We start from the raw sequence: 18,798 nt of genomic DNA, 5'->3' as shown, positions 1-18,798 counted from the left end.
ATGCTCAATTTAATGAGCTAAAACTCTCGAATTCACGAGTGTTACTTGCGTTGCTGATAATCAGTCGATCATCAGTCTTACATCACAAGCACCCACACGAATTGCTTGATTCAACTTGTTAAAGAGCAGTTGGTTAAGGCTTTCGTCTCAACCGAGGCGCGTATTCTACGCTAACCTCATCTTTCGTCAAGCTTTATTTTTCGAAAATTTCTTTTCTACTCAACCGCTTGCGCTTCAGCGAAGGAAACCTTCTCATCAGCGGGAGGCGCATTCTACAGCGATCAAACTCACTGTCAAGCACCTCGGCGATCTTCTTTTCAGCGAGCCACCGAAGTAGCTGGAGAAAAGCGGCAAGTGAATCACCTGCCCGACCACCACTCTCAACTTCGAATTTCTGTAAGTACTTGATTTTCAAGTTCTTTCAGCGCTTCGTCGCTGGGAGTGGTGCGCATTATAGGGAGTTTAAATGGGCCGTCAACGACTTTTTGCAGAAAGATGACAAAGGGCCTTCCCCTCCTCCTTCTATATAGAAGGAGGACCGCCCCGCAGCCGCATCACCCCTGGCGCATCGGTAACGACCATGCAACTGAATCGCGTCCCATATTAGAGAAGACGCTGCCGAACCGCCCATCTCAGGCACGCTTCCCAAATTCCTACGCGCTTTGCAGGTTGCGACCTCGGAAAGCCCTCCTCCATCCTCCGGCCGTCACGGTCAATCCCGTGGCCAGGTTTAGCGACTTGAAGAGATGGCGCGATTGCGCTGAAGGCGCATGCGGGAAACAGCGACTATTTCCTGTAGGCCCTTTCACGCCTGTAGTATTCACTACTGGCTCTATGGCGGATCGCGCGGGGAGACCCTCGGGTCTGCCGGTTCCATCTCCCGGTTCGCTAACCCTGCGCGGTCCGCCACCCTTTGAATAGCGACAACGTGTGGCGGCTCCTCAACCTCGTAGATGGAGCTTCACCATGCAAGACACCTACAAGCCTGTCGTTTTCCAACGCCACACCCACCAACTGCGCGCCGTCCTGATTGACCGTCAACCCTGGTTCGTCGCCCACGACTTCGCCCTTCTGATCAACACCCGCCGCCCCTACCGCCTGCCCCAGCGCATGGACCCGGAACAGAAACGCGCCGTCATCCTGGAATACCTCAGCGGCTTCCGCGAGGAAGTGGAAGTCATCAGCGAATCCGGTGCCTACAAAGCCCTCTACCGCTTCTGGCACCCTGAACACCGCAACATCGCCAAATGGCTCAGCGACGAAGTCCTCCCCACCCTCCACGACACCCAGCACATCCCCGACACCAACCCCCACCGTGCCTTCATGACCTGGGCCAACCAACGTATCGGCGTTATCAAGTGGCAAGGCGAAATCTGGATAGCGCGACGGGACCTGCCGATATTTCTGGCGGCGCAGGATGATTGGGCGCTGAGGGACGCGCCGAGTTGGCGATCGATATAGGTAATCTTTGCAGAAAGAGAAATACAAAAAGGCCGGTTCATTGCTGAACCGGCCCTTCTAACTCCAAAGCTGGAATAAATAGTTCGACAACGGAGCACACCCAGCCGAGCATTTGAGCTCGACCATCGCCCCAGTTACTCCTCCGCGAAGTAGTCACTGTCGAGCTGTTTCACCTCATACACCTGCTTAACGCTAACGCCCAGGTTGTTCTCCACCATCAGGCGCGCGAGTTCAACGCCGTCAATCAGCACCACTTTGATATCCAGCCCCAGCGCCGCCTCGCGGGCACCGGCGGAGAAGTCCGAGGTGGTGATGAACACGCCTTTTCGCGCCCGCTGTCGGGTCAATGCGCCGATGAACTTGTCGATCTCCGGGCGGTGCACAGTGTTGCTCCAGCGCTTGGCCTGCAGATAGATCACGTCGAGGCCGAGCTTGTCCTCCTTGATAATGCCGTCGATGCCATCGTCACCCGTTTGGGGAACAGGCCATGCATTACTTGTTCAACCGAGTGGCTGTTGACCTGGGCCATCACATCCTCCTGGCGACTGATGCGATTGGCGATGCCGGTGAGAAACTGCAATTGGTCGTCATCGCTCACTTCAGCACCGAAGATATCGTTCAGCGCCTCGATAATTTCCGATAGCCGCTTCTTCTCCGGGTCATGGGCCTTGCCGCTGCCCAGCCCGCGAGCCGGGTCAAGGCCATATTCGCCTTTCTCTTCACTCAAGCGCAGCTGATGCTCGGCGCGCTTGGTCAGGCGGTAGTGGGTCAGTTGCAGTTCGCCCACGTCCACGTCTTTGCACGCAGTCCACGCCCTGCAGCTTCTTGTCCACGTACATGGCGCACAGCTTGGGCTGATCGAAGCCGGTCTGGTACTTGTTGGCGGCGATCATCACGTTGAAGTCCTGGGTGTCGAAGGCTTCCGCCAGGTCACGCCCGTTCAGGCCGGGGTTGAGCAGGCTGCTGCTTTCCGTCACCTCTTCAGGGATCACCCCGTCCGGTAGCACGCTGCCGGAGAAGGCCACCAGCGGATGCACATCGCTGTAGCCCATCTGCTTCACATAGGCCTGTACCGCCAACTGGTAGCGCACCGCCTCCTGGCGGCTGCTGGTGACCACCATGGCCTTAGCCTGACCGCCAAGTAGGTGGCGGATATTGGCGCGAAAGTGTTCGACTATCACCTCCACCTTCTGGCTGATGTTGTACGGATGCAGGCGCACCCAGCGCGCCAGTTTCATGCGCGCCTTCTTCGAGTCCACTTCATCATCGTCGCCATCCGAGTGGGCGATCTTCCAGGCGGTGCCGTAGGTGGTGTAGTTCTTCAGTACATCGAGGATAAAACCTTCCTCGATGGCCTGGCGCATGGAGTACAGGTGAAAGGCCTCGGGCTTGTTGTCGGCGCTCGCCGGCAGCGCAGGATTGGCCGGGCGGCCGAACAGCTCCAGGGTTTTGGCCTTGGGTGTGGCAGTGAAGGCGTAGTAGCTGATGCGTTCATTGGGCGGCCGAGCGGCTACCGCAGCATTTTGTATATCTTCGGCACTGACCTCATCCCCTTCAGGCATAGGCGTTGCGACTCAAACATGAGCCCAGATTGAGCCTTCACCACAAAAAGAACGAAGACACGCTTTGGTGCCTTCAGCTCAGACACAAAAATCCTAGGCATAAAAAAACCCAACCACCGAAGTGGTTGGGTTTTTCTGAATTTGGTCGGGACGGAGTGATTCGAACACTCGACCCCTTGCACCCCATGCAAGTGCGCTACCAGGCTGCGCTACGCCCCGACGTTGCTTTTGAGTTCCCTCAGAAGCGGATCGCACTATACCCCAAGCATTTGCTTTGGAGAAGTGCTTTTTTCATTTTTTTCAGTTACTTGCGCAGCACATGCAGTACGTCTTCCAATTCGGCAATCATCTGCCGGATCAGTTGCTTGTACTGGGTGGCGTCCTCGCGTGCTTCGTCGCCGGTGAGGCGCTGGCGAGCGCCGCCGATGGTGAAGCCCTGGTCGTAGAGCAGCGCGCGGATCTGGCGAATCATGAGCACATCCTGGCGCTGGTAGTAGCGCCGATTGCCCCTTCGCTTGACCGGGTTGAGTTGCGGGAACTCCTGTTCCCAGTACCGCAGCACGTGCGGCTTCACCGCGCAAAGATCGCTCACTTCACCGATGGTGAAGTAGCGCTTGCCCGGAATGGGGGGCAGCTCGTCGTTATGACTTGGTTCCAGCATAAGCCTCAACCCTGGCCTTCAGTTTCTGCCCTGGACGAAAGGTGACGACGCGCCGGGCTGTGATCGGGATTTCCTCTCCCGTCTTCGGGTTGCGTCCGGGACGCTGGCGCTTGTCGCGCAGGTCGAAGTTGCCGAAACCCGACAACTTCACCTGTTCGTTATGCTCCAGCGCCTGGCGGATCTCTTCGAAGAAGAGTTCCACCAGTTCCTTGGCTTCCCGCTTATTCAGGCCCAGCTCTTCGTACAGACGTTCAGCAATTTCAGCTTTCGTCAGAGCCCCCATACGCTACTTCCTTAACGTGGCGTTGAACCTTTGTTCCAGCGAGGCGACGATATTCTGCGTAGTCGCGTTCACCTCGTCATCGTTAAGAGTGCGTGATGGATGCTGCCAGGTCAAGCCAACCGCCAAGCTTTTTCTAAGCGGATCAATGCCTTTACCGTGGTAGACGTCAAACAACCTGAGATCCGTCAGCCATTCGCCCGCCGTTTCACGGATATTGGCCAGCACGAACTCGGCCGGAGTATCCAGATCGACGATCAGCGCCAGGTCACGACGTACTTCGGGGAAGCGCGACAGTTCGCTGAATTTCGGCAGGCGACCCTTGGCCACTTCGGCCAGTACCAGCTCGAAGACATAGACCGGGCGATCCAGGTCCAGCGCCTTGGCCAGTTCCGGGTGCAGGGCACCCAGGTAGCCCACCAGCACGCCGTCGCGTTCGATCTTGGCAGTCTGGCCCGGGTGCAGCGCCAGGTGCTCCGCCGGGGAAAAGGTGAAGGCATCGATGGCGCCGGCGTTACCCAGCAGCGCTTCGACGTCGGCTTTCACGTCGAAGAAATCGACGTTTTCGCGACCATTGGCCCAGCCTTCCGGCTGACGGGCGCCGCAGACGACGCCTGCGAGCATGTTTTCCTGCACCAGCCCTTCCAACTGACCGACGAAGCGCAGGCCACTTTCGAACAGGCGCACGCGGGTCTGCTGGCGGTTGAGGTTGTGCTGCAGGGACTTCACCAGACCCGGCCAGAGCGAGGCGCGCATGGCAGCCATGTCGGCGGAGATCGGATTGGCCAGCATCAGCGGCTCGACACCGGGATGGAACAGCTGGAACAGCTTGGGATCGATGAAGCTGTAGGTGATGGCTTCCTGGTAGTCGCGGGCGACCAGCAGACGACGCAGCGCCGGCAGTTCGGCCTGGGACTCGGACTTTGTGTTCGGTGCCAGGCGGGCCTGCGGATAGCGAACCGGGAGACGGTTGTAGCCGTACAGACGGCCCAGCTCTTCGATCAGGTCGACTTCGATGGAAACGTCGAAGCGATGGCTCGGCACGCCAACGGTCCAGGCGTCGGCACCGGCTTTCTGGACATCGAACTCCAGGGCGGTGAGCAGACGCTCGATCTCGGCGTTTTCCAGCGTCATGCCCAGCATCTGGGTGACGCGCTCGGCGCGCAGGGTGACCGGCGCAACCTTGGGCAGGTCGGCTTCGCTGACGGCTTCCACGATCGGCCCGGCTTCGCCGCCGACGATCTGCAGCAGCAGTTCGGTGGCGCGCTCCATGGCACGGCGAGCCAGCTGCGAGTCCACGCCACGCTCGAAGCGGTGCGAGGCATCGGTATGCAGGCCATAGGAACGAGCCTTACCGGCAACAGCGATGTTGTCGAAGAAGGCGCTTTCGAGGAACAGGTCGCGGGTCTTGGCGCTGACGCCACTGTGCTCGCCACCCATCACGCCGGCGATGGCCAGGGCGCGTTCGTGGTCGGCGATCACCAGGGTGTCGGCACGCAGGGTGACTTCCTGACCGTCGAGCAGGACGAGCTTCTCGCCCTCCTCCGCCATGCGCACGCGCACGCCGCCCTTGATCTCGTCGAGGTCGAAGGCGTGCATCGGCTGGCCGAGTTCGATCATCACATAGTTGGTGATGTCGACGGCAGCGTCGATGCTGCGGATGTCGGAACGGCGCAGGCGCTCGACCATCCACAGGGGAGTCGGCTTGCTCAGGTCGACGTTACGAACGACTCGACCGAGGTAACGCGGGCAGGACTTGGGCGCCAGCAGCTCAACGCTGCGCACTTCGTCGATCTGCGGGGCAACGGCGTTGACCACCACCGGTTTGACCTCGGCGCTGTACAGCGCGCCGACTTCGCGAGCGAGGCCGGTCAGGGACAGGCAGTCACCACGGTTAGGGGTCAGGCCGATCTCGATGGAGGCGTCATCCAGTTCGAGGTAGTCGCGGATATTGGCACCCACCGGCGCGTCCGCGGCAAGTTCCATCAGGCCGGCGTTTTCCTCGCTGATTTCCAGCTCTTTGGCCGAGCAGAGCATGCCGTTGGATTCAACGCCGCGCAGCTTGGCTTTCTTGATCTTGAAGTCGCCCGGCAGTTCGGCGCCAATCATGGCGAAGGGGATCTTCAGACCCGGGCGCACGTTGGGCGCGCCGCAGACGACCTGGAAGGTCTCCGAACCATTGCTGACCTGGCAGACGCGCAGCTTGTCGGCGTCCGGGTGCTGCTCGGTCGACAGCACTTCGCCCACGACGACGCCGCTGAACTGGCCGGCGACCGGGATCACGGCGTCGACCTCAAGGCCCGCCATGGACAGACGAGCCACCAGCTCGTCTCGGGATACCTGCGGATTTACCCAGCTCCGCAGCCACTGTTCACTGAATTTCATCCTGCTCTCCTAAATGCGTTGACGGTCGTGCGGGCTAGCGGAACTGGCCGAGGAACCGCAGATCGTTGTCGAAGAACAGGCGCAAGTCGTTCACGCCGTAGCGCAGCATGGCCAGACGCTCGATACCCATGCCGAAGGCGAAGCCCTGGTACTTCTCGGGGTCGATACCGGACATGCGCAGCACGTCGGGGTGGACCATGCCGCAGCCCATGACTTCCAGCCAGCCGGTCTGCTTGCAGACGCGGCAACCCTTGCCACTGCAGAGCACGCACTGGATGTCGACTTCCGCCGAAGGCTCGGTGAAGGGGAAGAAGGACGGACGGAAGCGGACGGAGAATTCCTTCTCGAAGAAGGCGCGGAGGAATTCTTCGATGGTGCCCTTGAGGTCGGCGAAGCTGACGTCTTCATCGACCAGCAGACCTTCGACCTGGTGGAACATGGGCGAGTGGGTCAGGTCGGAGTCGCAGCGGTACACGCGGCCCGGGCAGACAATGCGAATCGGCGGCTTCTGGCTTTCCATGGTGCGGACCTGTACCGGCGAGGTATGGGTGCGCAGCAGCATGTTCGCATTGAAATAGAAGGTGTCGTGCATGGCACGAGCCGGGTGGTGACCCGGAATATTGAGCGCTTCGAAGTTGTGGTAGTCGTCTTCGACTTCCGGCCCCTCGGCCACTTCATAGCCGATGCGGGTGAAGCACTGCTCGATGCGTTCCTTGGTGCGGGTGACCGGATGCAGGCCGCCGGAGGACTGGCCACGGCCCGGCAGGGTCACATCGATGCGCTCGGCAGCCAGCTTGGCGGCGAGGGCGGCACCCTCCAGCTCGGCCTTGCGGGCGTTCAGCACATCCTGAACCTTTTCCTTGGCGACGTTGATCAGCGCACCGACCTTGGGGCGCTCTTCGGCCGGCAGGTCGCCCAGGGTCTTCATGACCTGGGTCAGCTCGCCTTTCTTGCCGAGGTAATGAACCCGGATCTGCTCCAGGGCGTTGACGTCTTCGGTGTTCCGCACGGCGTCCAGGGCCTGCGAGACCAGCGCGTCCAGGTTTTCCATGTACCAACTCCAGATACAAAATAGGGGAAGAGCGGTAAGGCTCTTCCCCTATCGGTGACGTTACGTCCGGACCAAGATCCGGTAACTGTCGCGGGGCTTAAGCCAGGCTGGCTTTCGCTTTCTCGACAATTGCGGTAAACGCCGCTTTTTCGTTCACAGCCAGATCGGCCAGGACCTTACGGTCGATCTCGATGGCCGCTTTTTTCAGGCCAGCGATCAGACGGCTGTAGGACAGACCGTTCAGACGAGCACCAGCGTTGATACGGGCGATCCACAGAGCGCGGAACTGACGCTTGCGCTGACGACGGTCACGGTAGGCGTATTGGCCTGCCTTGATTACCGCCTGCTTGGCAACACGGAATACGCGCGAACGCGCGCCGTAGTAGCCTTTTGCGAGCTTCAGAATCTTTTTGTGACGACGACGGGCAATCACGCCACGCTTAACACGAGCCATTTATTTATCCTCTACCAGAAATCAACGCAGACGCAGGGAGCGTGCTACACGGCGAACGTCGGAAGCAGCGAGCATCGAAGTGCCGCGCAGCTGACGCTTACGCTTGGTGGTCATTTTGGTCAGGATGTGGCTCTTGAAAGCGTGCTTGTGCTTGATGCCACCAGCAGTCACTTTGAAGCGCTTTTTGGCGCCACTCTTGGTTTTCATCTTTGGCATGTTTAGTACTCCGCATTCGTTAACAACTGATAACCATCAGGCCTGCCAGTGCCCGGGAGGTTATTTACGCTTCTTGGGAGCGATGACCATCATCAGCTGGCGTCCTTCCAGCTTAGGATGCTGTTCCACGGTGCCGAATTCAGCGAGGTCGGTTTCGACCCGCTTCAACAACTCCATGCCCAGCTCCTGGTGGGCCATCTCACGACCACGGAATCGAAGCGATACCTTGGCCTTGTCCCCTTCATTAAGGAAACGTACCAGGTTGCGTAGTTTTACCTGGTAATCCCCTTCTTCCGTCCCTGGACGAAACTTGATTTCTTTGATCTGTTGCTGGTGCTGGTTTTTCTTCGCAGCAGCGGCTTGCTTCTTCTTCTCGAAGAGATGCTTGCCGTAGTCCATGATGCGGCAGACAGGGGGCACCGCATCAGCAGAAATTTCCACCAGGTCCAGCTTGGCCTCGTCAGCCAGACGGAGTGCCTCATCGATGGAGACCACGCCAATCTGCTGACCGTCAGCACCAATCAGACGAACCTCACGGGCGGTGATGTTCTCGTTGATCGGCGGTTTCGGGAGAGCCCGCTTATCCTGTCTCATTTCACGCTTAATAATGATTACTCCGAGTCTTGGCGACCACGCCGGGAAACCGCCTGAGCGAGCAGCTCCGCGAACTGGGCGACCGGCATCGAGCCGAGGTCTGCCCCCTCGCGCGTACGTACGGCGACGGCCTGCGATTCAACTTCCCTATCACCGATAACCAGCAGATAGGGAACCTTGAGCAAAGTATGCTCGCGGATTTTAAAGCCAATTTTCTCGTTTCTCAAGTCAGACTTGGCACGGAATCCGCTTTGCTCGAGCTGACGCACCACTTCTTCGGCCCATTCGCCCTGCTTGTCAGTGATATTCATCACTACCGCCTGGGTCGGTGCGAGCCAGGCCGGGAACAGGCCGGCATAGTGCTCGATCAGCATGCCGATGAAGCGCTCAAAGGAGCCGAGGATCGCGCGGTGCAACATCACTGGGCGAGTACGACTGTTATCTTCGGCGATATAGCTGGCATCCAGACGCTCCGGCAGGTTCGGATCGTACTGCAAGGTGCCGCACTGCCAGTTACGACCGAGGCAGTCCTTCAGGGTGAACTCGATCTTCGGACCGTAGAAGGCGCCTTCGCCCGGCTGGTATTCCCACTCCAGGCCGGATTCGTTCAGGGCATCGGCCAGCGCGCTTTCGGCACGGTCCCACAGCTCTTCGGAACCGACGCGCTTGGCCGGGCGAGTGGAAAGCTTCATGGAGACATCGCTGAATCCGAAGTCCGAGTAGACCTGCAGGGTCAGCTTGATGAAGTCGGCCGCCTCTTTCTTCACCTGCTCTTCGGTGCAGAAGATGTGCGCGTCGTCCTGGGTGAAGCCACGCACGCGCATGATGCCGTGCAGCGCGCCGGACGGCTCGTTGCGGTGGCAAGCACCGAACTCGGCAAGGCGCAGCGGCAGGTCGCGGTAGGACTTCAGGCCCTGGTTGAAAATCTGCACGTGGCACGGGCAGTTCATCGGCTTGACGGCGAAGTCGCGGCTTTCCGACGACGTGGTGAACATGTTCTCGGCGTAGTTGGTCCAGTGGCCGGAGCGCTCCCAGAGGATGCGATCGACGACCTGCGGGGTGCGGACTTCCACGTAGCCGTGGTCACGCTGCACCTTGCGCATGTACTGCTCGAGCACCTGATAGACGGTCCAGCCGTTCGGGTGCCAGAAGACCATGCCCGGCGCTTCCTCCTGGAGATGGAAGAGGTCGAGCTGCTTGCCGATGCGACGGTGATCGCGCTTTTCGGCTTCCTCGATGCGCTGGATATAGGCTGCCAGCTGCTTCTTGTCCGCCCAGGCAGTGCCGTAAACGCGCTGCAGCTGCTCGTTCTTCGAGTCGCCGCGCCAGTATGCACCGGAAATCTTGGTCAGCTTGAAGGCTTTCAGGAAACGAGTGTTCGGCACGTGCGGGCCGCGGCACATGTCCACGTACTCCTCATGGAAGTATAGGCCCATGGCCTTCTCGTCCGGCATGTCGTCGATGAGGCGCAGCTTGTACTCCTCACCACGAGCCTTGAAGGTCTCGATGACCTCGGCACGCGGCGTCATCTTCTTGATGACGTCGTAGTCCTTCTCGATCAGCTCGGCCATGCGCTTTTCGATGGCAGCCATGTCTTCGGGGGTGAAGGGGCGCTCGAAGGCGATGTCGTAATAGAAGCCTTCGTCGATCACCGGGCCGATGACCATCTTGGCGGTCGGGTACAACTGCTTGACCGCATGGCCCACCAGGTGAGCGCAGGAGTGGCGGATGATTTCCAGTCCATCCTCGTCCTTCGGGGTGATGATCTGCAGGGTCGCGTCGCTGTCGATGATGTCGCAGGCATCGACCAGGCGACCGTTGACCTTGCCGGCCAGGGTAGCTTTCGCCAGGCCTGCGCCAATGGATTGCGCCACCTCGGTCACACTGACCGGATGATCGAAGGAACGCTGACTACCGTCGGGAAGAGTAATGATGGGCATGGCGCCTCCTCTCCTAGTGGTGACCCCTACGAAAGGCCACATGGGTTGGGATGTGCCAGTAAGCGTCGCCCGCCGGGCAGGCCTGCCTCACAGTGGCAGGCGCCTTCTCGGCACCCTGCGCATTCGCGCGCGGACGTAGATCACTGGAAGAAATCGACTACCTACCCGCAAACGATAGCGGGCAAGGCGTGGGATGTTACTGCATGTTTGGGAAGCTGACGAGCGGCAAGCCTGGCTTCGCTCAGTACTGCTCGACAAATTCCAGCACAGCACGATTGAAAGACGCCGGGCGAACCACATTCATGCCATGAGACGCTCCGGGAATCATCACCGTCCGTGCATCAACCAGTGTTGCTTGCAATGCCTGAAGGATTCGCGGAAATGGCTCCGGACTTTTCACCCCGCCGATCAGCAACACCGGTATTTTCAATTGCGATATCTGACCATGATTAACAGGCAAGGGATGATCGGCCACCTGCCCAACCAATGTCATGGCATTGGCCGTCGCCATTTCGCGGAACTGCCGCGAAGAGCGTGACCAGACTCCCGCCCCACTGACTGTATCGACAAAGAGTTGCAACCCCTCTTCCACCGCTCCGGCGCGAATCATTTCCAGAGCCTGCTGGCGAAACTGATTGCGCTCGACGGGAGATACCGGCGCCTCGATATTCACCGCAGTAAAAACATCATCGGCGAAGTCTCCGCCGGGATCCGCGAGAATCAATGAGCGCAACTTCTGCGGAGCGGCCTGCGCCACTCGCAGGCAGATATTTCCACCTCGCGAATGCCCCAGCAAATGCACCGGACCAGACAACTGCTCAAGCAGTGCCAATAAATCCTCAACATGCTGCTGCGTCGTGAAACCTGGCCCTTCGCCATCCCATTGCTCCGGGAAGTAATGACGCAGACTCGGCACTATCAGCCGATAGCGTGCGGACAACGCCTCGACCTGCCCCTGCCAGTAGCGATAGTCGCAGAGCGAGCCATGGACCAGGAGCAATGGCACACCCCACCCGGCCACTTGGCACGTCAGTTCATGATCATTGGTCCGATATCGCACTATCTCGTTATTCATTCAGCACTCACACACAACGCACCACAACAAAGCACACAGACTCTGCAAGGACAATTGACCAACAAAAATCCAGCCTCCCTTTTGCCTGCGCATTATCCCCATCAATCAACTAACCCACCAACCCTTCATCAGCCCTTAACATTTAAGGCATGCCTCCCCAATCGCAACAATTCATCTATTCAGTTGACGCGAACAATCAATAGATCACAGAATCACGCCTTACTAAATCACCCTGCATACGGGAGCACCCAGATGTCCAAACTTGCGGAATTCCGCGAAGCCGAGCGCAAACTCCAGGAACAACTCGCCCTGCTCGAAAAACTCAAGAGCGATGGCGGCCTGAAGAAGGAACTGGAGTTCAAGGATCAACTGCAAGCCTTGATGGACCAGTACGGCATGAACCTGCGCAATGTCATCGACATTCTCGACCCGCAGACCGTTGCCGAACCTGCCGCTGCACAGCAGCCGCGCCGCACCCGCCAACTGAAGGTCTACAAGAATCCGCACAATGGCGAGACCATCGAGACCAAGGGTGGCAACCACAAGACCCTGAAAGCCTGGAAACAGCAGTACGGTGGCGACACCGTGGAGTCCTGGCTTCAGTAAGACCGATCTTCCGCGGAGCGCTCCCGCTCCGCGGAATTTCTCCATCGCCCGGCGGCTTCTGACAGACGGCTGTATAAAAACTAGCCATCATTAGAAGAAATCCTTATACTGGCCGGCAGCGAACACCAAACCCAAGGTCGCCCCTCCCAGCACTCCCTACCTGATCCAGGGCAGAAGCTGGGGTCTACAGGGCCACGGCCAGCGCATCCTCCGCATCGATTCCAGAGCACGCCAACCGCGCCAGGAACATTTGCCCGAGCGATCAGCGCCCCACGTCAGACCCCCTGCTTTCACCCAACATCGCAGCCTGACGCGAACAGACCCTCAAGTTTCCAATCGCTGCCATATTCCGGTCACACGCCTTCTGCATTCTCAGATCGCAACCGGAGCTTTTGACGATTTCGACGGTCATAGGACCGTTACCTATTTGGAAAGACAAGACAATGAAAACCTCTCCGCAAATCCTGGAGGCGATCGGCACCCTCTCGGCGGCCTTCGCCCCTCTGAACTGCGTCATCCAGGCCAAGCGCAAGCATGGCTTCAGCTTCACCCTGGTGAACGAGCATGGCATCGCCAAGCACACCGAGCGCCTTTACCCCCAGCAATACCAGGGCGAGGCGCCGCTGAACGCTGTAATCCAGCGTGTGCAAGCCACTATCGCCGCGTGAGCCGGAAAAACGAAAAGCCCCGCCATAGCGGGGCTTTTGCATTTCTGCCCTCTATAAAAAAGGAAGAAGGCGCTCAGTCCAGGCGGATACCCGCCTTCACCGACTCGATATCCCCAGCCAGCGCCGCATAGCGTTGTGACGGAGCCGCGTAGGTCAGCGAATAGGCCGCGCCCTCGCCCAGAGCAACCTGCACAGTCTGCTTGAGCACCTCCGTGCCGTTCTGGCTGACACCGCAATGGACCTCAAGCCCTGCCAACCCACCCAGCTTCGTTTCCAGCGGCTTGCTGCAGGCCGCCTGAAACCCCTGGCGCATGAAGTCTTTCTGCAGTGTCTTGCGCATCTCGACGATGACGTTCTCGACACTGACCGCCACCCCGGAACCGAGCCGGCTGCGTGTGACTTCCATGACCAAATCCTGGGAACCATCCGCCGCCATACGCACGCCGCGCTGACGCACCACCGGCGCATTGGCCGTCGCATCTGCCGGCGAGCGTGAAACCTCCCACCCCTGCGGCCAGATCACCTGCATCTCCGCCAATGCCGGAAGCGGCAGCAGTACACCGAATAGCAACCCGTATCTCAGACCACCCATTATTTCCTCCGACACTCACCAGGACCGACGGGCGCGCGAGCATCACACGCAACTCATGAACCAGCGAATACTGGCGCAACGCCATAAGCGCGCTACACTCACTCTACGGCCGACGGACCGGCTGGCTGATATCCCGGTGTTAAACGATGTCCTGAAACCCCGCGCTGCAACGCGGGGTTTCTCGTTTCCGCAGCATCGCTCACGCCAGCGCGCGCCGCACACCTTCGTCAATCACCGCCGCCCTGTACGGTACGCCGCCGTTCTCGTGATGAATGATGGCCACCACAAGTGCGCGCAGAATGTCGGGACGCCCCATATCCACCGGCTGATCGGGCCGGACACCCAAAGCGCGGGCAACATCCCCTATATAGGCTGCGGTGTCATTTTCGCTGCCAGGCGCCCAACGACTAATGGCTTCACGCACGGTATCGATGCCCGCACCGCCCACGCCCGGCACTCCATCCCTAAGTCGATAGCCAATCAGCAGCTTTCCTAGCGCCCGGATGCCGTTTTCCGGCGAGTCGAAGCGAGCAAACCGAGGCTTCAACACTCCAACCTCCAGTCCGACCTGGCCCTGCCAGCCATTGCGCGGACTGTACTCGATGTTGCCTGGATTATTGTTGCGGATGCCACGGGTAGAAGTGATCGTCATATTCATCTGCTCCCGGAAAGGATCCAACCCACCCACAACAGGTCGAGCACCTTCAGGCCAATGAGTTTCACGAGGCCGACAGGCGCCAATCGGATGTAGATAAAGGAAGGCTTCCTTGAACACCGGGGCTGGAGATGATCGGGAGCACTGCCGATGGCAGTCTGGGATAAAATTTCAGGCAAACAAAAAGGGCGACCCTTTCGGATCGCCCTCTAAGTACCGCCAGAAGCGGGTTTTGTTTGGTAGGCACAATTGGACTCGAACCAACGACCCCCACCATGTCAAGGTGACCGCCAGACACGCGCATACCATTGATTCTACAGGCTTTTTGCCCAAAAAATGCCCCCTCCAAATCGCGCAATCCACCCTATAAGAATCAATAACTTAGCGTTGGATATTCCTACAGTAGTCAGGCTCATAGCTGCTGATCAGCATTCCACACACCCCGCCCCGCCCGTCCTGGGCACGTCCATTCCCCCTCTCGTCGCCTCACGTTGAAGCTGTATATTCATCCAGTATTCTTCCCCTCCCCTGACTCGGGAGGCGGACCATGCAGTACACCCAACACGAAGAAGACCGCCGGCTGCTGAAGTACCGGTGGGAGGCGGCGCTGCACGACCGCGTCGCCTTCCTCTACCGAACCGATGATCATTACCACTACCTGTTGGCACAGGCCGACGAGGGCTACCAGCTGGGGCTGATCTGCCTGTCCGAGCGCCAGGAAATGGTCACCCGCGCGCTCGGCGCCTACTCCTGGAATGTCGAGCACAACATCACCAGGGAAACCCATTGGTGTCTGGGCTGCTACTACCATGTTCTGGTCAACGGTGAAGTGATCGGCGAGATCGGGCCCGAGGGCCACTACCACGACCTGCAGCGGAATCTGCTCGGCAACATCGACGGACGGCCACCAAAACTGTATTTGCACGTCGGCAGGTTCGACCGTGAGCTCGCTGGCGACGTCCGCGGCCTGCGGATCATGTGCGATGGTGAAGAGTTGTTTGCTCTGCGGGAAATGATTCCGGCCGGCGCAGGCGACAAGCGCTGGCCGTACTCGGGAGGCTGAAGGATGTGCGGACGGTACGTGACGCCGGAAGAAGCGGCCATGGAGCGCTACTGGCATATCGGGCGGGGGAACTCCGGGCGCTGGATTGATCGCGCGTACAACGTCGCGCCGACTACCCAGGTCCCCATGGTGCTCCTGAACGAGGCGGGAGAACAGGAAGTGGTTGCCGCCCGCTGGGGACTGATCCCGTTCTGGTGGAAGAAGGACAAGCTGCCGCCCATGACCTTCAATGCACGAAGCGAAGAAGCGGCGACGAAGCCAATGTGGCGGGATGCCATCCGGCACAAGCGGTGCCTGATGCCGGCGGCAGGCTGGTACGAATGGAACGAGAAGGAGCCGGTGAAGAACAGCGCCGGCCGGGCAGTGAACCAGCCCTACTACCACCACGCTATCGACAACGATGTGCTGGCGATCGCCGGGATCTGGTCGACCTGGTCGCCGCCGGATGGCGAGCCGATCACCTCGTGTGCGCTGCTGACCAAAGAGGCCGAGGGCTTGGTCTCGGCCGTCCACCATCGTATGCCGGTGATACTGGCGCCCGAGCAGTGGGCAACTTGGTTGTCGCCGGAAACCTCCCTTGAACTGGCCTACGACACCATTGCCCTGGCGCGACAGGACTTCGAGGCCTACCGCATTTCCACGGACGTCGGGAGTGTCAGGAACCAGGGCGCGCAGCTGATCGAGCCGATCTAGAGGTAGTGGGCAACGCCCTTGCCGATGGCCTTCCACTGATCTTGCGGAGCGTTCGGCGACAGCATGGCGAAGAGCTCCACCTCCTGGCCTTCCTTCGGCTCTGCCGGCAGCAGTGCTGCATGACGCCCGGCCTCGAGTTTGGGGAACATCTCGGAGTTGGCGGCGACGTGAAACTCCCAGACACCGTACTGGCCTGACTTGGTGACCAGCCGCTCCAGTTGAAGACGTGCGGCGCCGTTGGCGCGGATCTTGAGCATGCCGACCTCCTGTTGATCGAGGCCGGCATCATACCCTACCGGCAGGCCTGAACTGCCGCGACCAATTGCACCTCGTAGCCCTTCCGCTGTTCCAGTTCGGCCAGCAGCGCGCGTACCTTGGTCTGCAGGCTGTCGCCTTTCTGCAGCGATGCCGTCGCCCAGGTCGGCACCTCTACTGTCGGCGCACGACACGGAACCGCCACCGGCACCTCCACGCGCACCGTGCGCGGCTCAGGCTCGGCCTGGCCGGCGCATCCCGCCAGCGCGAACACCAACACCAGAAGCCACTTCATAGCCCCAACTCCTTGTCGATCACAGCCTCTGATGCCGCGCACTGGTCGCCCTCGGCGCGCTCCTGCTGCAGACGCTGGGCGGCGGCGTAGTGCTGGCTGGTCTGCTGCTGGGCGTCGGCGACCGCCTGGGTCGCTTTCGCTTGTCGCTGCTCGGCCAGGGTTACCAACTCGCCGAGCTTGGAGCCCTGCTCCTTGGCCAACTCCTCCAGGTTGCCGCGAGCGGCCACGCACTTTTCGTTGGCGTAGTTCGCCGCGTCGAGCAGCGGGCGGTAGTGGCCGGCAGCCAGCCACCCGCCGAGGGCGGCGCCGGCGGAGACCAGCAGCAGGCCGGTCAGCACCAGGGCGGCGACCTTCCAGCGCAGGCTCATCGGACCGCCTCCAGCGCCGCGGCGTAGTTCGCCGCCCACTTCTTCCGCAGCTCGGCGCGCTGGGCTGGCGTGCCGCGATCGTATGCCCCGGGCCGCCAGGTCCTCAGGTAGACATCCCAGGCCGCCGACTCCTTGCCCAGGTCCGGCAGGCGGGCCGGGTCGGTATACAGCAGCAGGCGTGCCAAGCCGGCCGCCAGCACGTCGTCGTGCTCGATGGCGTTCCACACGTCAGGCGCAGCCGGGGCAACGCCACGAACGGCACACAGGCCGGTTGCCAGGTCGCGGACGTCCTGGACGCGGTAGCGCAGCAGGCCAGTAACCATGCCGCCGCCCTGCTCTGCCTGCCAGAACGACTTCGCCGGACCGTTGCCCATCTGGCGGCGGTACTCGAAGCGCGACTCCTGCAGTCCGATAGCCAGCAGCATGACGACTGCCTGGGGGCTTTCCATCTTGGCGGGCAGCAGTAACAGCGCCGGCTCGATGATCAAGCGGCGCACGGAATTAAGGTCCATGGCTTTCTCCGGGCATAAAAAAACCGCCAGATGGCGGGCTTGATGGTTGGCTCACAAAGAGCAGACGGCGGCTGGATATCGCCAGATCAAACCCAGCTGAAGGCTGGGAGCTCCAGATGCCGAACTACTTGCAAGGTCGACGGGTTGAAGCTGGCCATCTCGAGGCCGGCGGACTGGCCGAGCGCTGTCTTGTAAATGAAGGGCGCTCCGACCACGGCCTTTGGCGTGAGCGCCGGCGAGTACCGCCGCAGCTCAGGCGTGAACTCCGTCGTCACATTATCCGGGTACTGCATCCGAACCTCCGCGACCAGGTTCGACAAGGCGGCGTAGGCAAGCATCGGCTGAACCCCGTAGAAGCCGCCGCTCTCGTAGGCATAAAGCGCCTGGATGGAGGCGGGCGGCGTGCCAGGCGCAGGGGCCGAGAGAAACCCGACCTCGCCCACGAATGCGTCGTGATCGATGCTGTAGGTCTGATCACGCACCGTGGTCTCGCTGAAGCTGACGTGCAGCACCCCGGTTCCAGTGGTGTGCGGAGTTGCCTCGTTCATCGTTGACGTGTCCACAGCCCACGACGTGTTCGCCGTCCCGCTGACACTACGTCCGCCGGCCGAGATCGAATAGGTGTAAGTGGCCGATGTTGTGCCGGAAACCACAAACACCATATCGGCTCCGCCGCCAGAAACCGATGCAGTCCTACTGGTGTGGCACAACGCGCGGGCACTGAAGTGGACGATCTCAGGTAGGCCATCCTCACCGTACCAAGCCCAGTAGTCACTCTCGATGGAGAAATCGGCAACGAACGCTCCCACCCGAGCATGGTTGGAGCCCGCCGATATGACCGTGCCAGGGTTTGGCCCCGGATCTGCAGCGATGATCAAACGCCCTCGGCAGTCCTCGCCGCTGGCGAGTACGTCGTAGATGATCACGGGATTCGAGAACTCGCCCGAGATCTGCAACTCCAAGAGCGCCACCGTCTCCTCAGCGGTTGCCGGTGGCGGGTAACCCCTCATAAGGCGAAGAATCATCCGGGCGCCATCGCCACTGCGGTCAAGCATCTGCCCTTCGACGGATGTCGCGCTGGACTCGGTCGTAATGCCCAGCTCGGAAAACGGGATAACGATGGAGCGCTCAGCCGCGAGGCGGACATTGTGCTCATTGTTGAAGCCGACGCCGATGTTGAGCGATAGCTCCGCGATCGCGGCAGCGCCCTCCTCGCGCTCGATGCGCACCTTGCCGGTGAGCTGTGCACTCACATTCTCCACGCCCAGACGGACGCGGCAGGCCCAGACCAGCGCTGTTGGCAGGGCAGGCTCCGGCGGGACAACGGATGACTGCCAGAGCGCGTTCAGCGCGGCGCTGTTGAGTGGCAGGCCGTTCAGCATTTACAGCTCCTCGCAGTTGATTTGCCACCC

At 60.4% G+C, this 18,798-nt stretch carries 21 protein-coding genes, 2 tRNA genes and 1 pseudogene; 5 read left to right on the top strand and 19 right to left on the bottom strand.

The annotated features are described in order from the left end of the window. The first annotated feature begins 966 nt into the window (after positions 1 to 966). Positions 967 to 1,461, top strand: a complete 495-nt coding sequence (locus tag MJ122_RS29130) for a BRO family protein (RefSeq protein ID WP_239747091.1) — start codon at positions 967 to 969, stop codon at positions 1,459 to 1,461. Between the two features lie 134 nt (positions 1,462 to 1,595). Here MJ122_RS29130 and MJ122_RS29125 read toward each other — a convergent pair. The 11 genes and pseudogenes from MJ122_RS29125 to MJ122_RS29075 all read right to left on the bottom strand — a co-directional run. Further along, positions 1,596 to 3,020, bottom strand: a pseudogene (locus MJ122_RS29125) (restriction endonuclease); the annotation flags it as partial. Between the two features lie 145 nt (positions 3,021 to 3,165). Then, positions 3,166 to 3,242 (bottom strand) — tRNA-Pro (locus MJ122_RS29120). A gap of 85 nt (positions 3,243 to 3,327) precedes the next feature. Continuing rightward, complete coding sequence (locus tag MJ122_RS29115) at positions 3,328 to 3,684, bottom strand: MerR family transcriptional regulator (RefSeq protein WP_015476661.1); 357 nt, start codon at positions 3,682 to 3,684, stop codon at positions 3,328 to 3,330. Continuing rightward, complete coding sequence (gene ihfA / locus MJ122_RS29110) at positions 3,665 to 3,967, bottom strand: integration host factor subunit alpha (RefSeq protein WP_003090661.1); 303 nt, start codon at positions 3,965 to 3,967, stop codon at positions 3,665 to 3,667. The genes MJ122_RS29115 and ihfA overlap by 20 nt, the downstream gene beginning before the upstream one ends. Before the next feature lie 3 nt (positions 3,968 to 3,970). Continuing rightward, on the bottom strand, positions 3,971 to 6,349 hold the full coding sequence (pheT, locus tag MJ122_RS29105) for a phenylalanine--tRNA ligase subunit beta (protein ID WP_239747090.1): 2,379 nt from the start codon (positions 6,347 to 6,349) through the stop codon (positions 3,971 to 3,973). 34 nt (positions 6,350 to 6,383) lie between these two features. Beyond that, on the bottom strand, positions 6,384 to 7,400 hold the full coding sequence (gene pheS / locus MJ122_RS29100; RefSeq protein WP_017516492.1) for a phenylalanine--tRNA ligase subunit alpha: 1,017 nt from the start codon (positions 7,398 to 7,400) through the stop codon (positions 6,384 to 6,386). A gap of 97 nt (positions 7,401 to 7,497) precedes the next feature. Further along, positions 7,498 to 7,854 carry a 50S ribosomal protein L20 gene (gene rplT / locus MJ122_RS29095; RefSeq protein WP_045217787.1) on the bottom strand — a complete coding sequence of 119 codons (357 nt, stop codon included), beginning with the start codon at positions 7,852 to 7,854 and terminating at the stop codon, positions 7,498 to 7,500. Positions 7,855 to 7,875: 21 nt separating this feature from the next. Beyond that, positions 7,876 to 8,070 carry a 50S ribosomal protein L35 gene (rpmI, locus tag MJ122_RS29090; protein WP_017516491.1) on the bottom strand — a complete coding sequence of 65 codons (195 nt, stop codon included), beginning with the start codon at positions 8,068 to 8,070 and terminating at the stop codon, positions 7,876 to 7,878. Positions 8,071 to 8,130: 60 nt separating this feature from the next. Further along, entirely contained in the window at positions 8,131 to 8,682 is a 552-nt protein-coding gene (gene infC / locus MJ122_RS29085) for a translation initiation factor IF-3 (protein WP_172419227.1), read from the bottom strand. After that, complete coding sequence (thrS, locus tag MJ122_RS29080) at positions 8,682 to 10,604, bottom strand: threonine--tRNA ligase (RefSeq protein WP_037015433.1); 1,923 nt, start codon at positions 10,602 to 10,604, stop codon at positions 8,682 to 8,684. The genes infC and thrS overlap by 1 nt, the downstream gene beginning before the upstream one ends. Positions 10,605 to 10,845: 241 nt before the next feature. Next, positions 10,846 to 11,679, bottom strand: a complete 834-nt coding sequence (locus tag MJ122_RS29075) for an alpha/beta hydrolase (RefSeq protein WP_239747089.1) — start codon at positions 11,677 to 11,679, stop codon at positions 10,846 to 10,848. A 252-nt stretch (positions 11,680 to 11,931) separates the two neighbouring features. Here MJ122_RS29075 and MJ122_RS29070 point away from each other — a divergent pair, with 252 nt between their 5' ends. Together MJ122_RS29070 and MJ122_RS29065 are read left to right on the top strand one after the other, a co-directional pair. Continuing rightward, the gene (locus tag MJ122_RS29070; protein WP_017516487.1) at positions 11,932 to 12,285 is read left to right on the top strand and encodes a histone-like nucleoid-structuring protein, MvaT/MvaU family; all 354 of its coding nucleotides are present in this window, start codon (positions 11,932 to 11,934) and stop codon (positions 12,283 to 12,285) included. 443 nt (positions 12,286 to 12,728) lie between these two features. Then, entirely contained in the window at positions 12,729 to 12,953 is a 225-nt protein-coding gene (locus MJ122_RS29065) for a hypothetical protein (protein ID WP_017516486.1), read from the top strand. Between the two features lie 73 nt (positions 12,954 to 13,026). Here the strand turns inward: MJ122_RS29065 and MJ122_RS29060 are convergent, their stop codons facing one another. The 3 genes from MJ122_RS29060 to MJ122_RS29050 all read right to left on the bottom strand — a co-directional run bounded on the left by MJ122_RS29060 (position 13,027) and on the right by MJ122_RS29050 (position 14,531). After that, entirely contained in the window at positions 13,027 to 13,545 is a 519-nt protein-coding gene (locus MJ122_RS29060; protein ID WP_239747088.1) for a DUF4946 domain-containing protein, read from the bottom strand. Positions 13,546 to 13,744: 199 nt separating this feature from the next. Then, entirely contained in the window at positions 13,745 to 14,191 is a 447-nt protein-coding gene (locus tag MJ122_RS29055; RefSeq protein ID WP_239747092.1) for a structural protein P5, read from the bottom strand. Positions 14,192 to 14,437: 246 nt separating this feature from the next. Next, positions 14,438 to 14,531: transfer RNA gene (locus tag MJ122_RS29050), tRNA-Val, on the bottom strand. Positions 14,532 to 14,747: 216 nt separating this feature from the next. Here MJ122_RS29050 and MJ122_RS29045 point away from each other — a divergent pair. Together MJ122_RS29045 and MJ122_RS29040 are read left to right on the top strand one after the other, a co-directional pair. Further along, positions 14,748 to 15,263 carry a hypothetical protein gene (locus tag MJ122_RS29045; protein ID WP_239747087.1) on the top strand — a complete coding sequence of 172 codons (516 nt, stop codon included), beginning with the start codon at positions 14,748 to 14,750 and terminating at the stop codon, positions 15,261 to 15,263. A gap of 3 nt (positions 15,264 to 15,266) precedes the next feature. Next, the gene (locus MJ122_RS29040; protein WP_275590876.1) at positions 15,267 to 15,956 is read left to right on the top strand and encodes an SOS response-associated peptidase; all 690 of its coding nucleotides are present in this window, start codon (positions 15,267 to 15,269) and stop codon (positions 15,954 to 15,956) included. Here the strand turns inward: MJ122_RS29040 and MJ122_RS29035 are convergent. From MJ122_RS29035 to MJ122_RS29015, 5 genes are all read right to left on the bottom strand, one after another. Next, entirely contained in the window at positions 15,953 to 16,213 is a 261-nt protein-coding gene (locus MJ122_RS29035; RefSeq protein ID WP_239747085.1) for a hypothetical protein, read from the bottom strand. The genes MJ122_RS29040 and MJ122_RS29035 overlap by 4 nt on opposite strands. 35 nt (positions 16,214 to 16,248) lie before the next feature. Beyond that, a complete protein-coding gene (locus MJ122_RS29030; RefSeq protein WP_239747084.1) occupies positions 16,249 to 16,506 on the bottom strand; it encodes a hypothetical protein in 258 nt (85 codons plus the stop codon). Beyond that, positions 16,503 to 16,874, bottom strand: coding sequence for a hypothetical protein (locus MJ122_RS29025; protein WP_239747083.1), 372 nt, complete (start codon positions 16,872 to 16,874; stop codon positions 16,503 to 16,505). Before MJ122_RS29025 ends, MJ122_RS29030 begins: the two co-directional genes overlap by 4 nt. Continuing rightward, complete coding sequence (locus tag MJ122_RS29020; protein ID WP_239747082.1) at positions 16,871 to 17,386, bottom strand: hypothetical protein; 516 nt, start codon at positions 17,384 to 17,386, stop codon at positions 16,871 to 16,873. Before MJ122_RS29020 ends, MJ122_RS29025 begins: the two co-directional genes overlap by 4 nt. Positions 17,387 to 17,472: 86 nt before the next feature. Continuing rightward, complete coding sequence (locus MJ122_RS29015; RefSeq protein WP_239747081.1) at positions 17,473 to 18,768, bottom strand: hypothetical protein; 1,296 nt, start codon at positions 18,766 to 18,768, stop codon at positions 17,473 to 17,475. Between the last annotated feature and the right edge of the window lie 30 nt (positions 18,769 to 18,798).

Origin of the sequence: Pseudomonas sp. DP-17 (genome assembly GCF_022380625.1) — a bacterium.
Taxonomy (GTDB): Bacteria; Pseudomonadota; Gammaproteobacteria; order Pseudomonadales; family Pseudomonadaceae; genus Pseudomonas; species Pseudomonas nitroreducens_A.
This window is presented reverse-complemented; position numbering and strand designations above follow the sequence as displayed.

Coding starts and splice junctions, on each gene's coding strand:
- MJ122_RS29060 (WP_239747088.1), bottom strand. CDS start 13,545: ATGGGTGGTCTGAGATACGGGTTGCTATTCGGTGTACTGCTGCCGCTT.
- MJ122_RS29065 (WP_017516486.1), top strand. CDS start 12,729: ATGAAAACCTCTCCGCAAATCCTGGAGGCGATCGGCACCCTCTCGGCG.
- MJ122_RS29035 (WP_239747085.1), bottom strand. CDS start 16,213: ATGCTCAAGATCCGCGCCAACGGCGCCGCACGTCTTCAACTGGAGCGG.
- MJ122_RS29115 (WP_015476661.1), bottom strand. CDS start 3,684: ATGCTGGAACCAAGTCATAACGACGAGCTGCCCCCCATTCCGGGCAAG.
- pheT (WP_239747090.1), bottom strand. CDS start 6,349: ATGAAATTCAGTGAACAGTGGCTGCGGAGCTGGGTAAATCCGCAGGTA.
- thrS (WP_037015433.1), bottom strand. CDS start 10,604: ATGCCCATCATTACTCTTCCCGACGGTAGTCAGCGTTCCTTCGATCAT.
- MJ122_RS29130 (WP_239747091.1), top strand. CDS start 967: ATGCAAGACACCTACAAGCCTGTCGTTTTCCAACGCCACACCCACCAA.
- MJ122_RS29040 (WP_275590876.1), top strand. CDS start 15,267: ATGTGCGGACGGTACGTGACGCCGGAAGAAGCGGCCATGGAGCGCTAC.
- rplT (WP_045217787.1), bottom strand. CDS start 7,854: ATGGCTCGTGTTAAGCGTGGCGTGATTGCCCGTCGTCGTCACAAAAAG.
- pheS (WP_017516492.1), bottom strand. CDS start 7,400: ATGGAAAACCTGGACGCGCTGGTCTCGCAGGCCCTGGACGCCGTGCGG.
- MJ122_RS29025 (WP_239747083.1), bottom strand. CDS start 16,874: ATGAGCCTGCGCTGGAAGGTCGCCGCCCTGGTGCTGACCGGCCTGCTG.
- MJ122_RS29020 (WP_239747082.1), bottom strand. CDS start 17,386: ATGGACCTTAATTCCGTGCGCCGCTTGATCATCGAGCCGGCGCTGTTA.
- MJ122_RS29030 (WP_239747084.1), bottom strand. CDS start 16,506: ATGAAGTGGCTTCTGGTGTTGGTGTTCGCGCTGGCGGGATGCGCCGGC.
- MJ122_RS29045 (WP_239747087.1), top strand. CDS start 14,748: ATGCAGTACACCCAACACGAAGAAGACCGCCGGCTGCTGAAGTACCGG.
- MJ122_RS29015 (WP_239747081.1), bottom strand. CDS start 18,768: ATGCTGAACGGCCTGCCACTCAACAGCGCCGCGCTGAACGCGCTCTGG.
- MJ122_RS29070 (WP_017516487.1), top strand. CDS start 11,932: ATGTCCAAACTTGCGGAATTCCGCGAAGCCGAGCGCAAACTCCAGGAA.
- rpmI (WP_017516491.1), bottom strand. CDS start 8,070: ATGCCAAAGATGAAAACCAAGAGTGGCGCCAAAAAGCGCTTCAAAGTG.
- ihfA (WP_003090661.1), bottom strand. CDS start 3,967: ATGGGGGCTCTGACGAAAGCTGAAATTGCTGAACGTCTGTACGAAGAG.
- MJ122_RS29075 (WP_239747089.1), bottom strand. CDS start 11,679: ATGAATAACGAGATAGTGCGATATCGGACCAATGATCATGAACTGACG.